Source organism: Clostridium lapidicellarium (assembly GCF_041224415.1).
Taxonomy (GTDB): Bacteria; Bacillota; Clostridia; order Clostridiales; family Clostridiaceae; genus Clostridium_B; species Clostridium_B lapidicellarium.
The window spans coordinates 107,167-121,138 of sequence record NZ_JBGFFE010000007.1 but is presented as its reverse complement, the minus strand read 5'-3'; the positions used below and the strand labels follow the sequence as shown (position 1 = coordinate 121,138).

The 13,972-nt window shown below is 36.8% G+C and carries 9 protein-coding genes and 1 other annotated feature; of the genes, 6 read left to right on the top strand and 3 right to left on the bottom strand.

The genetic code is table 11. From position 1 onward, the window contains the following. Window positions 1–59: 59 nt before the first annotated feature. Window positions 60–1,454: a hypothetical protein gene (locus tag AB8S09_RS07265; RefSeq protein WP_369868830.1), complete on the bottom strand. Its 1,395-nt coding sequence runs from the start codon at window positions 1,452–1,454 to the stop codon at window positions 60–62. Between the two features lie 160 nt (window positions 1,455–1,614). Between AB8S09_RS07265 and AB8S09_RS07260 the strand changes: the two genes are divergently transcribed. From AB8S09_RS07260 to AB8S09_RS07250, 3 genes are all read left to right on the top strand, one after another. Then, the gene (locus tag AB8S09_RS07260) at window positions 1,615–3,177 is read left to right on the top strand and encodes a sigma 54-interacting transcriptional regulator (RefSeq protein WP_369868829.1); all 1,563 of its coding nucleotides are present in this window, start codon (window positions 1,615–1,617) and stop codon (window positions 3,175–3,177) included. Between the two features lie 191 nt (window positions 3,178–3,368). Beyond that, the gene (gene megL / locus AB8S09_RS07255) at window positions 3,369–4,571 is read left to right on the top strand and encodes a methionine gamma-lyase (protein WP_369868828.1); all 1,203 of its coding nucleotides are present in this window, start codon (window positions 3,369–3,371) and stop codon (window positions 4,569–4,571) included. 151 nt (window positions 4,572–4,722) lie between these two features. Beyond that, complete coding sequence (locus tag AB8S09_RS07250) at window positions 4,723–5,655, top strand: fused DSP-PTPase phosphatase/NAD kinase-like protein (RefSeq protein ID WP_369868826.1); 933 nt, start codon at window positions 4,723–4,725, stop codon at window positions 5,653–5,655. Window positions 5,656–5,771: 116 nt separating this feature from the next. On the opposite strand, the gene AB8S09_RS07245 is transcribed toward AB8S09_RS07250, so the two are convergent. Both AB8S09_RS07245 and AB8S09_RS07240 read right to left on the bottom strand, forming a co-directional pair. Continuing rightward, complete coding sequence (locus AB8S09_RS07245) at window positions 5,772–6,950, bottom strand: trans-sulfuration enzyme family protein (protein ID WP_369868825.1); 1,179 nt, start codon at window positions 6,948–6,950, stop codon at window positions 5,772–5,774. A 201-nt stretch (window positions 6,951–7,151) separates the two neighbouring features. After that, window positions 7,152–8,753, bottom strand: coding sequence for a GxGYxYP domain-containing protein (locus tag AB8S09_RS07240; RefSeq protein ID WP_294180037.1), 1,602 nt, complete (start codon window positions 8,751–8,753; stop codon window positions 7,152–7,154). Between the two features lie 133 nt (window positions 8,754–8,886). On the opposite strand from AB8S09_RS07240, the gene AB8S09_RS07235 reads away from it, so the two are divergent. The 3 genes from AB8S09_RS07235 (at window position 8,887) to ftsH (ending at window position 13,972) form a co-directional block, all read left to right on the top strand. Beyond that, window positions 8,887–10,020 carry a glycerate kinase family protein gene (locus AB8S09_RS07235; RefSeq protein ID WP_369868824.1) on the top strand — a complete coding sequence of 378 codons (1,134 nt, stop codon included), beginning with the start codon at window positions 8,887–8,889 and terminating at the stop codon, window positions 10,018–10,020. A gap of 89 nt (window positions 10,021–10,109) precedes the next feature. Then, window positions 10,110–10,332 (top strand) — a binding site (T-box leader). Window positions 10,333–10,393: 61 nt separating this feature from the next. After that, window positions 10,394–11,827, top strand: coding sequence for a proline--tRNA ligase (gene proS / locus AB8S09_RS07230; RefSeq protein ID WP_369868823.1), 1,434 nt, complete (start codon window positions 10,394–10,396; stop codon window positions 11,825–11,827). Between the two features lie 267 nt (window positions 11,828–12,094). Next, complete coding sequence (gene ftsH, locus AB8S09_RS07225; RefSeq protein WP_294180042.1) at window positions 12,095–13,972, top strand: ATP-dependent zinc metalloprotease FtsH; 1,878 nt, start codon at window positions 12,095–12,097, stop codon at window positions 13,970–13,972.

Genomic DNA, 13,972 nt, shown 5'->3' with positions numbered 1-13,972 from the left:
CTAATAATTAAAACTTTTTGGGACATTTTCAAAATTAGTTGACATTATAAATATTGCAGTCATATCAAAAATGATGCAAATATGGTAGTTACTAGTAAGCCAAGTGTAACCGGTATTAGGTTTCTTTTTGCAAGTTCGAAGGGGTTTACTTTACATATGGCTGCAACAGGTATTACAGCCCACGGTATTACAGTTCCACCTCCAATCCATATGCCTGCTATTTGACCTAGAGCTGTGAGGGTAGATACGCCGCCGCCTGCTGCCGCAGAAAATAGTTTTGCGATGGATCCTACTAGTGGTATTCCTGAAAATCCTGATCCGTCTAGACCTGTTATAGCACCTACTATGGTCAAAGTCCCGGATGCGAACAGCGGGCTGGAGGGAGTGATATTTGAAAAAGCTGCCCCAAGGTCATTGACTATACCGTGGGAAAACTGGGGGAGTACTTTGCCGAATATTTCTGTAAAAGCTGAGTCTCCCAAGTAGAAGAAAGCTGCAATTGGTATGACTATACCAAATATTTTGAATCCAAATATAAGGCCGTCTACAATATGGGTCGTAATTTTTTCCAGGCACCTTTTTCGATAAGCTATAATTGAAATCAAGCTCAAAATAAAAATGGCAGTTCCACCTATCAAAGCTGTTGCATCTCCTCCCTGGAGTTTGCATGCAGACATAATTACTATATCCAAAACAAATATAAATATTATGAATATAGTTAGAAATTTTCTGAGTATGCCAGGTATAACTATAGTATCTTTTTCCTTTTTTGTAATTGTTTCTTCCCGTTGAAAGTTCATGTTTATATTCCCATTTTTCATATCTCTCCTGAGCAGATAAAAAGCTGTAATTGTAGTAACTGCACCCATAACTATGGTAAGAGGTATGCTTGCAGATATCACGCTTGAAACTTTTATTCCGGCTGCATCAGCTGTGAGTTTAGGGGCTGCCTGTATTATGAAATCGCTGGATAATGCTATCCCGTGACCAAATAGATTCATAGCTACTGCGGTACCTATTGGCGGGAGACCTACTTTTTTTGCTATGGGTAAAAATAATGCCCCGATGAGGGCTACGGCAGGGGAAGGCCAGAAAAACCAGGACAAGGTCATCATTACTATTCCTATGATCCAATAGCACATCCAGTAGGATTTCATTATCTTTTTAAAGGGAGATACCAGCTCTCTGTTTATTCCCACTACGACGAGAACGTTGCTCATTGCAGTTATTATAGATATTATGAAGATTGTGGGCATAAGCTCCTTGGTTGCATGAACTAAGCTGTTGAAGATTCCTATTATGGATTTAGGTATGGAATTTGTTGCAAATATTCCCAAAGTGAAAATACCAATGATACATATGAGAGATATGTCCCGCTTGAATATCATGGCTATGATTATTATTAAAATAAATATAATATAAATATAATGTAGGTTTATCAATAAAACATTCATATATAACCTCCGTATGAAATAGGTATACTACCAACTTATGCGGAGGAATTTTTTGGGGTGATTATAAATTTTATTTATTATATGGATACTTGACTATGAAATTATATTTGATATGTTTTAATTAGCTGGTGTTTTTAAATTAGAAGGGAGTATACAATTGATGAAAGATTATTTGAGAATTAAAATAATTTCAAAAGATAGAATGGGCATAGTACTGGATATTTTAAAAAAATTTTGTGAATATAATATAAGTATACATTCACTAGAAGTTTTCCCGGAAAAAGTATATATAAAGTTGGAAAATTTGGATGAGGGGAAAATCTCAGAACTTATGTATAATATAATGTCAATGAAGGAAGTGGTTAAGGTCCAAAGAGTTGAGCTTATCCCCTATGAGAGGGATGAAAGGAGGCTTTTAGCCATAATAGATGCCGTTCAGGATGGAATCATAGCTATAAATTATAGAGGTGAGGTAGAACTTTTCAATAAATATTGTGAAAATATATTCAATATAAAAAAAGTAGATGCCCTTGGGAAAAATATTAGGGATTTTCTTGGATTTGATGCTCCTATTATTGATATTTTAAAAACTGGGAAAGGCTATAATAACATAGAACTGAAAGTAAAAAACAAAAAGATAAATATTCATTATATTACTACAGGCCGACCGGTTAAAGATGATAGAGGCGATACAATGGGAGCAGTTGCTTCTATTAAAGATATAAATGAGGTAATAGAGTTGTCCAATGCCATTACTTCAAAGGAGGATAGGGCTTTTAAGGATATTATAGGGAACAGCTCTGTTATGACAGAGGTAGAAAAAGTATGTTCTGCTGTAGCTAAAAGTACATCTACCGTGCTGTTGAGAGGCGAAAGTGGTACTGGAAAGGAGCTCTTTGCAAATGCAATCCACAATTTGAGCCTTAGAGCAGATGAAAATTTTGTGACCTTAAATTGTGCATCCCTGCCGGAAAATCTTATTGAAAGTGAACTCTTTGGATATACTAGAGGGAGCTTTACTGGCGCGAGGGAACAGGGGAAAGAAGGGCTTTTTAAGGCAGCAGATAATGGGACTATATTTTTAGATGAAATAGGTGAACTTTCACTTCCGCTGCAGGCAAAACTTTTAAGAGTACTTCAAGAGGGCACCATACGGAAAATTGGGAGCAATTTAGAGGAAAAAGTGAATGTAAGGGTAATTGCAGCTACCAACAGGGATTTAGAAAGCATGATAGAAAAGGGAACTTTTAGGGAAGATCTATATTATAGGCTCAATGTAATTCCAATATATATACCTCCGCTCAGAGAGAGACTGTCTGACATACCCGCATTGGTGAATTTTTTTATAAATAAATTAAATAAAAAGTTAAATAGGAATATAAAGGGTGTGGGAGTAGAATTCATGAAAAAATTGATGAAATATAAATGGCCAGGAAATGTAAGGGAACTTAGGAATGTTATAGAAAGGGCAATGAATTTATGTTACGGTGATATTCTAAATGAAGATAATTTAATTGTCAACCTTCCCAAATATAATGAATATGCAAGATCTAGGGAAAAAACAAATACTGATATCACTCTTAAAGAAGCTGTGGGAAATGTTGAAAAGGAAGTACTTGCATCTACGTTGAAAAAGTACAGCAGTCTTAGAAAAGCTGCAAAGGTTTTAGGAGTGTCTCATACCACTGTGATGAATAAGATAAAAAAATATAATATAAGATAATTCTCGGATCTAGGTGTGACTTGTCAGAAATGTAAAGAATAGTTTCCTGTTGTAAAATAAAATTGCCATAGTTTAAAATCTTTGGCAACTATTTTTTACAGTTTGACCCAATTATTTTATTTAGGATATGGTATAGTATTTGCTTTAAAAAATAGTTGAGATTTATATTTTAATTGGGAAGGATGAGCTTAATGAGAAATATAACAAAAATGGGTTTTGATACCAAGGCCATACATGGTGGAAATATAAGGGATAGGCAGTTCGGATCTTTGGCAACTCCCATATATCAGACATCAACCTTTGTATTTGACTCGGCAGAGCAGGGTGGAAAACGATTTGCAGGTGAGGAAGGCGGATATGTGTATACCAGACTCGGAAATCCAACCTGCAGTGCGGTGGAGGAAAAATTAGCCCTGCTTGAAGGCGGAGAAGCTGCAGTATCTACTTCTTCGGGTATGGGAGCTATTTCTTCAGCTCTTTGGACTGCATTAAAAGCCGGCGATCATGTGGTTGCATCTGACACTTTATATGGATGTACTTTTTCCCTTTTAAGTCATGGACTTACAAAATTCGGAGTGGATGTGACTTTTGTAGATGCTTCTAACCTGGAGGAAATAAAAAATGCCTTGAAACCAAATACAAGGGTAGTTTACCTTGAAACCCCTGCAAATCCAACTTTAAAAATCAATGACATCAGGAAAATATCTGAGGTTGCCCATAATAATAATAAAGACTGTTTTGTGATTGTCGATAATACATTTTGTACCCCATATCTTCAAAGACCTTTGGAATTGGGTGCCGATGTAGTGGTTCATTCTGCAACAAAATATTTGAATGGCCACGGTGACGTTATAGCCGGTTTTGTCGTTGGAAAGAAAGATTTTATAGATGATGTCAAATTTTCTGGATTGAAAGATATGACAGGTGCTGTACTCAGTCCATTTGATGCATATCTTATAATAAGAGGTTTGAAAACCCTGGGAATAAGAATGGAAAAGCACTGTAAAAATGCCATGGAAGTTGCTAAATTCCTGGAGACACACCCTGCGGTTGGTAAAGTATATTATCCTGGACTTGAAAGTTTTGAATACTATGAACTTGCCAGAAAACAGATGAAATATCCGGGTGCCATGATTTCTTTCGAGTTGAAAGGTGGAGTTGAAGAAGGCATAACTGTTATGAACAACGTGAATGTTGCAACCCTGGCAGTGAGTTTGGGAGATGCAGAAACTCTTATAGAACATCCTGCTTCCATGACCCACTCACCTTACACTCCAGAAGAGAGACATGCTGCTGGTATAAGTGATGGACTGGTAAGGTTGTCTGTTGGTCTTGAAAATGTAGAAGATATAATAGCTGATTTGAAACAAGCCCTTGATTTAATAGTAAAATAATTTATAAATATGAAGAGCATACAGCAAAAATCCGGAAGAGAATATATTTTCTTTTCCGGATATATTTTATATATGCTTTTTATAATTGAATTCAAGTAATATTATTTTAATAAAATTGAAAAGATATATATGAAAGAGAGGTGAAATATACATGAAGAAAAAATTTACCAGATCAATAAGCATATTTATCTTTACAGTGTTTTTTACATCATTTGTAAATGCTATTGGAATATCTCAAGTGTACTCCGAAGGGATTCTTGAACCTGTAAATGAATCTGTAAGCGTTGAATCACACCTTAAAATAGATTCCAAGAAAAAGGCAAAGATTCCAAAGAGATTCAGGAAAAGCACGGATAATATAGATAAAAAAGATGTGAATCTGAAAGGGTTATCCATATTAAATGCTTCAGGAAGTGCGCAGTTTACCGGAAATAACATAAAAATTCTGAAAGAACAGATAGGAAATGTACCTATAGCTGTAATTGACTTAAGGCAGGAATCTCACGGATTTATAAACAACCTTGCGGTCAGCTGGGTTGGTGAAGATAATAATAAGGCTAATAAAGGATTGAGCAGGGAAGAAGTATTGAAAGATGAAAGTGAAAAGCTCAAGGACATTGAGCTGAATGAAGAGATTGAAATTGACGGGAAGGAAATAATTCCAGCTGAGGTTCAAAGCGAAAGAGAGCTGGTGGAACAAAATGGTATGAATTATATCAGAATACCTGTTACGGACAATGAGAGACCTTCAGATGAAATGGTGGATTATTTTATAAAAATAGTTAAAAATATGCCCGAAAATACATGGTATCATTTCCACTGCAAGGCTGGTATTGGAAGAACTACTACTTTTATGACAATGTATGATATGATGAAAAATTCCAAGGATGTAAGCCTTGAAGATATAATGGAAAGGCAAGTGCTTCTGGGAGGTAAGAACCTTTTAAAATCCGGCTATAAACCTGGAAGCTTTTCGGGGGAAAGATCTGAATTCATAAAGAAATTTTATAAATATACGAGGGAGAACAGGGATAATTTCAATACAAGCTGGTCTCAATGGTTGAAAAGCAGCAGTGAAAATTAATAAAAAAGATTTGGCATTTTTCCATAATGCCAAATCAAATTTCAAATTTGAGAAATTGGGAGTTGTTTCAAGCATGGGTAGATATATCTGGGCTCCAAGTACAATGACTGTTTTCATTATATTTTATTTAATGCACTGTCAAATTCAGAAATTATACTGTCGATATTCTCAAGTCCGGTGGAAATACGTATTAGTCCCTTTGATATATTTGCTTTTGCGAGCTCATCGTCATTTAATGCCCTGTGAGAAGTTTTTACTGGATAGGATACGGATGTAGCTACTCCTGCTAAACTGGGCACAAACTTTATGCTGTCAAGTGATTTTATGAGTTTACAGGCACTTTCTTCGCCGCCTTCCACGTCTATACTCATCATTCCCCCGAATAGATTATTGGAAAAGTTTTTAATTGCTGTTTTATTGGTAGGCGAGGATTTTAATCCGGGATAGAAAACATTTGTTATCTTGTCGTGGTTTTCCAAGAAATTTGCCAGTTTCATGGCATTATTTGAATGCTGTATCATTCTGATTTCCAATGTTCTAAGACTTCTTATGAGGAGCCAGCCGTCAAAAGGACTCATCATTGGCCCATAAAGTGCAGAAATATTTCTTATGTTTTTAATAAGTTCTTTGTTTGAAACGGCAATCCCACCAGTTATGTCGCTGTGACCGCATAGATATTTTGTAGCACTGTACACGACTATGTCAGCACCCAATCTTAATGGCTGGCATATTATAGGAGTTGCAAAAGTGTTGTCTACAATCAATTTTGCATTATGCAAATGAGTGATTTTAGATATTTTTGGCAGGTCGGCAATTTCCATCAATGGGTTTGATATAGTTTCCACATATACCAATTTCGTGTTTGGTTTAAAATATTTTTCCATATTGTCTTCAACAGCGTTGATAAAAGTGACTTCTATGTTAAATTTACTTAATTCGTTTTTTAAGAATTGATAGGTTCCTCCATATAATACATTGTCTGCTATTATATGATCACCGGATTTTACCAGTGATAAGATTGACATGGTGACGGCAGCCATTCCCGAGGAAAAAACTTGTGAATCTTCTCCTTCATCAATACTGCACATTATTTCTTTTAAGACGTCATGTACAGGGTTTCCATTTCTTGAATATATATATCCTTTAGAGTGACCTTCGTATACACTATCAAGGGTTTCCACGTCATCGAAAGAAAATACTGAAGTCATAAAAATAGGTAAAGTTTTTGGCTTTGAAACAGAATCCGGATTTTGTTCACCCTTATGTATGAGATTTGTCGCAAACTCTTTTTTCATAATAAATTCCTCCAAATATTGCTGATATTAATTTTTAAAATATAAAAAGAGCCAGCTTAACACATGTAAATAAATTACATAACACATAATTAATACTGTGCTAAAGCCAGCCTCTAGTGTCTCTAGTCTGCTAACATATAAATTAGCTGAATTATAGCACACAAATAAAACTTAATCAAGTTCGATGACTTGAACATTTACCTATCTGTGCTTTACATTTTTCTCTATGAGCTCCATGAAAGTATCCGGCGGTGTCACTTTTATTGCGGGATTTTTATTCAGCTGTTCTATAACTTCATATATGTCTTCCATACTTTTACTCCAGGCGTGTACATATACGAAGGTATATGCATCGGATTTGCTTGTGTCCGTGTAGCCTTCTTTTACATATTCGTTTATATTTTTTACCAGATCACTGTTTTCTTCTATTTTGGACCAGAGCAGATCCCTGCAGGATACTATAGGTTTGCCTCTGCTCCAAATTATTCTACCTTTATAGTCATCCTGCCTGCGGTAATCTAAGTAAAATATGCCCCGTATGTTCGAACAGGCAGTGTATTTATCCCAGAGTTTTTTATTGTAAAAAGAACGGTCATCTAAGACAGAAACATATTTTTGATCTGTGTTCTTCATGTAGTTATTTAATCTTTTTAAAAAGGGCTTCAGGGAATCCGCTTTGAATTTACTGGGATACACGTATCCGTTTCCTGAAGGGGATACTATGAAATAATCCTTGAAAATGCCTGAAGAAGCATTTTTATAATAGAATTTTAAAACAGTTGGTGCCAATTCATACAGAGATGGACTTATGCTGAACCCCATGTTGAAACTGCCTCTTTTAGGTGAACCGTACCATTTTGAAGATCCGAAATTGCTTCCAAGATTCCACTGCTGGTTGTCTCCATCTGACATGACGAAAGTTACATAATGGGTGTTTTTTGAGGCTGCATTTTCTATGGTATCTGTTTCATTTTTTTGAGTTATGGGAAAAGAGGGGAAAGCACTTAATACTGTCAAATTGTAGGACCAGTCCGCGGGAATCACACTTACTCCATTTTGGGAGGCTGAATTTATATTTTCTTTCTCGTCAGGTCCCCATCCCAAGCATATGGAGTCTTTTTTCATAGATCCGAAAACTTTATTCCTGAGGGAGAAGTTTTCTGGATCATCCTCGTAAAATACCAGAGACTTGCTCATTATGCCATAGTCTCTTAGGGCTGTGTCCCTCTTTGGAGATAGTTCAATTACTGTTGAATGGTTGAGACCCTTGTTCCAAAGATTATTATAGGCCCAGTATTTGTCAGTGCTTCTACAGTCCTGCTGCATTTTTATACCTGCAGCTTTGGCTTTGGATTCTATGGATTTATCTATGGCTATGGAGTTTTTTAAAGCTGCCAGGGAGCAGGCATTGTTTATCGATGGATCTTTTTTGGAAAAATTGTCATAGAGGACGTAGCCTTTTATAAATTTTTCAAATTTATTTAGAAGGTACCAGGGATCATCCACCATAATATAGTTGACACCATAATTTTTTTTAAGATCCTCCAGCCATATTTTATAATCCGGCTGGTTTTTATTTAAGGTATATATCTGGGAGTCGGATTTGTCTGATATTACTCCCTGAAGTGTTGCTATCATGGTATTTTCTGCAGCACTTAAATTATTCTGCTGTATTACATAAAGATATTTTGGAACTTTTGGGTTTTTTATATAGTGACTGCCTGAAAAGGCGTTTGTATTTGTACAAATTAGGCTGCTTAAAAGGATGAAAATAACTGCCGGAATTAAATTTTTTAATTTCATATAGGTTCGCCTCCCAATTCTAGTATGTAATTTTTTGCCGGATTATATTAATGGGGGGAAAGGGAAATTTGGATGGTCTATAGAATACATAATATATAATCATAATTAATGTATAATCATGGAGGTAATAAAATTGAAAGTACTTCTTGCACCAGATTCCTTTAAGGGCAGTCTGCCATCGAGAGGTGTATGTGCCGCACTCAAGAAGGGAATATTTAAAGTATCAGCTGATATAGAGGTAACCGAAGCTCCAATTGCAGATGGAGGTGAAGGAACAGTGGATGCAATTATTACATCTGCCGGAGGGCAAAAGTGTGTTGAATGTGTTGCGGGACCGCTGGGTGATAAGGTGAAAGCATATTATGGAATCCTGAGAAATGGCACGGCAGTTATCGAAATGGCTTCTGCGTCAGGGCTGTACCTTGTTCCCAAAGATAAGCGGAACCCTCTTGTAACTACATCTTTTGGCACTGGCGAGCTTATAGAAAGTGCTCTTGACAGGGGATGCAGAAAATTTATAGTTGGAATTGGAGGCAGTGCTACAAATGACGGTGGAGCAGGAATGCTTCAGGCTCTTGGAGCAAGGTTTTTTGATAGATACGGCAGGGAGATTTCCTGCGGCGGCGGAAATCTTGACAAGCTTGTAAAAATTGATTTGAGTAAAATGGACAAAAGAATTTATGAGAGTCAATTTATTGCAGCTTCAGATGTAAATAACCCTCTGTGCGGCGAAAATGGAGCTTCTGCCGTATATGGGCCTCAAAAAAATGCAACTCCCAGGATGGTTGAAATATTAGACAGGAATTTGCGTCATTATGCCGGTGTTGTAAAGGATATCTTTAACGAAGATCTTTCAGAAACAGCAGGCGCAGGTGCGGCCGGAGGCCTTGGGTTTGCACTTATTGTGTTCTTGAAAGCGAAATTAAAAAACGGGATAGATATTGTAATGGATGTTACTCACATGGAAGATAAAGTTAAAAATAGCGACCTGATAATAACAGGTGAGGGAAATACCGATTTTCAAACCTGTTTTGGCAAAGCACCCTCCGGAATTGCCAAATTAGCCAAGAAATATGATAAACCTGTTATCATATTGTCCGGAGGATTGGGAGAAGGCTATAAGAATCTGTATTCTATGGGGGCAACTTCTCTTTTTAGCATTGAAAATAAGCCCATGAGTTTAAAAAATTCTATGGAAGATACTTCTGACTTAATCGAGGATAGGATGGAGGATATTATGAGAACTATAGCGGCATTTTACCGCTGATTTTCGATTCCGCAGTATAAAAAACTATTGACATTTGATTTTTTATACTCTATTATATAAAATAAGCATGAAAAAATTAGGTAAATATGGAGAACGCAAAGATAAGGATTAGTAGATATACTGTTTTTTTGCAGAGAGGGGAATGAAAGGTGGAAATTTCCCAAAGAGGTGTGTTGAACCTGCCTTGGAGTTCTGTATTTGAAACGATAGTAGGATACAGCGGTGAAATCATCGTTATAGATGCAAGCAGAGTGAATATATTTGAATATGTTAAATAGGGTGGTACCGCCGTATGTGACCTCGGTCCCTTGTGAGGGGATTGGAGGTTTTTTTTGTATTTAAAATTATTATTTAGATTTTGGAGGTAGTTAAGTTGGATAAAAAATTGGTGGAACAGATAACATCTAGAGATGAAGATTTTGCTCAATGGTATACGGATATTGTAAGAAAAGCGGAGCTGGCAGATTATTCTAGTGTAAGAGGATGTATGATAATACGGCCGTATGGCTATGCCATTTGGGAGGGCATTAAAGAATATGTGGATAAAAGACTCAAGGAATCAGGTCATCACAATGTATATATGCCTGTACTTATTCCAGAGCATTTACTTCAGAAAGAAAAGGAACACGTAGAGGGATTTGCGCCGGAAGTAGCCTGGGTAACCGAGGGAGGGAATGAAAAGCTTTCAGAGAAACTATGTGTCAGGCCGACTTCGGAGACACTGTTTTGCGATCATTTTGCTAAAATAATTCATTCCTATAAGGATTTGCCGAAATTGTATAACCAATGGTGTTCTGTAGTGAGATGGGAAAAGACAACTAGGCCGTTTCTGAGAACAGCTGAATTTTTGTGGCAGGAAGGTCATACTATTCATGCCACTAAAGAGGAAGCTGAAAAAGAGACCAGGTATATATTGAATTTATATTCTAAACTGTGTAAAGATGTTTTGGCCATGCCGGTAATTCAAGGTAAAAAAACTGAGAGCGAAAAATTTGCAGGTGCCGTTGACACTTACACTATTGAGAGTCTGATGCACGATGGCAAGGCTCTGCAGGCGGGTACATCCCATTATCTGGGTGAAAATTTTGCCAGGGCATTCGGCATACAATATTCTGACAAGGAAGGTAAGCAAAGGTATGTACATTATACTACCTGGGCTGTGACTACCAGGTTGATCGGTGCTATAATAATGGTACACGGCGATGACGATGGCATGGTTATGCCTCCCAGGATAGCACCAATACAGGTGATTGTAGTACCTATAGCACAGCATAAGGAAGGTGTGCTTAAGAAGGCATATGAATTGAAAGACAGGTTGTCTAAGGTTGTGAGAGTTAGAATTGACGATGATCCTGATAAAACAGCAGGCTGGAAATTCAGTGAATACGAGATGAAAGGTGTTCCAATCCGCCTTGAGGTAGGACCGAGGGATATTGAGAAGAACCAGGTCGTACTGGCAAGAAGGGATACGGGAGAAAAAATAACTGTGCCCATGGACAATTTAGAAAAAAATGTGACTGATCTTTTAGACAAAATTCACAATTCCATGTTTGAAAGGGCAAAATCTTTTAGAGATAATAATACCAGAGATGCCTTGAATATGGATGAATTTAAAGATATACAGGAAAATAAATCTGGCTTTGTCAGGGCAATGTGGTGTGGAGATGCTAAATGTGAAGAAAAGATCAGGGAAATTACAGGAGCGACTTCGAGGTGCATTCCCTTTGACCAGGAACGTATTTCGGGCACCTGTGTATGTTGTGGTAAAAAGGCTAGTAAACTGGTTTATTGGGGAAGAGCATACTAAGCAAGTTTAATATGTCATAATTTATAAAGCATTTATTAAAATTCAGGTGAAGAAGCTTCACCTGAATTTTAATAATATATAATTTTTGGAAACATACATAAATGAATTGAAATATGATTTAAAATGCTGTCAAATTACGTAATATATTGGCTGACAGATTGGCTGGGAATAACTTTAAAAATATTTTGCAAATATTATTTAGGAAAAAGGTTATTTATTGTTATAATATAGGTAGGGTTACAAGCTGAATAAAGTGGAGGCTATAATATGAATAATAAAAAGCTTAATAAAAAATTTAGCCACAATAATAAGTGGAGGTACCTTATTTATTATGCAATATTGGCAGCCATGATTATATTTATAATAAATGAATATATGAATGGATTGAAATCTCAGCATATAAAGTACAGTGATTTTGTGAAGGCCATCAATCAAAATAAAGTTTCTGAAGTACAGATAAGTAAAGACAAATTGATTATAATTCCGAAAGTCAAAAATGATGCAAATAAAGGTAAAGTTCTCTATACGGAAAGAATAGACGATCCTGATTTAGTAAAAAAATTGGATAGTGCTAAAGTCAAATATGGAGGAATACCCCAGGAAAATAGTGCCATAAAAGGATTCTTTGTAAATTGGGTTCTGCCATTTATAATAATTGCATTTTTGCTTCAGTTGTTCCTGGGAAAATTGAATAAGAAGATGGGCAGCGGAGTGATGTCATTTGGTAAAAATACTGCTAAGATATATGCAGAAAGTGAAACTGGTGTAAATTTTAAAGATGTGGCGGGCCAGGAAGAAGCCAAGGAATCTTTGGTGGAAATTGTAGATTTTCTCCATAACTCTCAAAGATATGTTGAAATAGGTGCCAGGCTTCCTAAAGGGGCACTTCTTGTGGGACCTCCGGGGACAGGCAAGACTCTTCTTGCAAAAGCAGTGGCCGGTGAAGCCAAAGTGCCTTTTTTTTCAATATCAGGATCTGCATTTGTGGAAATGTTTGTTGGCATGGGTGCTGCGAGAGTTAGGGATCTGTTTCAGCAGGCCCAGGAAAAAGCTCCCTGTATAGTGTTTATAGATGAAATTGATGCTATTGGAAAAAGCAGGGATGGGAATGTATCGGGAAATGACGAAAGAGAACAGACTTTAAATCAGCTTTTGGCAGAAATGGACGGATTTGACTCATCTAAAGGCGTAGTTATATTGGCAGCTACGAATAGACCTGAAGTTTTGGATAAAGCTCTTTTGAGACCCGGAAGGTTTGACAGGAGAGTTATAGTTGATAGACCTGATTTAAAGGGCAGGGAGGATATTTTAAAAGTGCACATAAGAGGTGTGAAAGTTTCGCCGGATGTGGATTTAAATAGTATAGCGAAGGCTACTCCTGGAGCTGTAGGTGCGGATTTGGCAAATATAATAAATGAAGCTGCACTGAGGGCTGTGAAAAATCATAGGTTCCAGGTGAATCAGGGAGATCTTGAAGAAGCGGTGGAAGTGATAATAGCCGGGAAGGAAAAGAAGGATAGGATACTTTCACCTGAAGAAAAACAACAGGTGGCATTTCATGAAGTCGGGCACGCACTTGTGGCAGCCCTTTTAAAGCATACGGATCCTGTTCATAAGATAACCATAGTTCCGAGGACTATGGGGTCACTTGGGTATACTATGCAGCTTCCCGAGGAGGAGAAGTATTTGAATACGAAAGCTGAGATGCTGGATCAAATATGTGTTATGCTGGGAGGAAGATCTGCAGAAGAAGTTAAATTTAACAGCATATCTACAGGGGCTGCTAATGACATTGAAAGAGCTACTCAAGCTGCCAGAAGAATGGTGACTATCTATGGCATGACAGATAGGTTTGACATGATGGGACTTGAATCCATGCAAAACAGGTATTTGGATGGAAGGCCAGCCCAGAATTGTAGTGCAGAAACGGCTTCTATTATTGATGAAGAAACTTTGAAAATAATAAGGATGTGTCATAAGAAAGCCAGGGCACTTCTTAAAGATAACATAGAGTTGCTTATAATAATATCTAAAAGACTTATAGAGAAAGAAACTTTGATGGGAGACGAATTTATGGGTATTATAAAAGAGTATAAGGAGAAGAAAAAAGAAGAGTCTTCTAAGGGAAATTTGATTTCAGATTAG

Coding starts and splice junctions, on each gene's coding strand:
- AB8S09_RS07265 (WP_369868830.1), bottom strand. CDS start 1,454: ATGAATGTTTTATTGATAAACCTACATTATATTTATATTATATTTATT.
- AB8S09_RS07260 (WP_369868829.1), top strand. CDS start 1,615: ATGAAAGATTATTTGAGAATTAAAATAATTTCAAAAGATAGAATGGGC.
- megL (WP_369868828.1), top strand. CDS start 3,369: ATGAGAAATATAACAAAAATGGGTTTTGATACCAAGGCCATACATGGT.
- AB8S09_RS07250 (WP_369868826.1), top strand. CDS start 4,723: ATGAAGAAAAAATTTACCAGATCAATAAGCATATTTATCTTTACAGTG.
- AB8S09_RS07245 (WP_369868825.1), bottom strand. CDS start 6,950: ATGAAAAAAGAGTTTGCGACAAATCTCATACATAAGGGTGAACAAAAT.
- AB8S09_RS07240 (WP_294180037.1), bottom strand. CDS start 8,753: ATGAAATTAAAAAATTTAATTCCGGCAGTTATTTTCATCCTTTTAAGC.
- ftsH (WP_294180042.1), top strand. CDS start 12,095: ATGAATAATAAAAAGCTTAATAAAAAATTTAGCCACAATAATAAGTGG.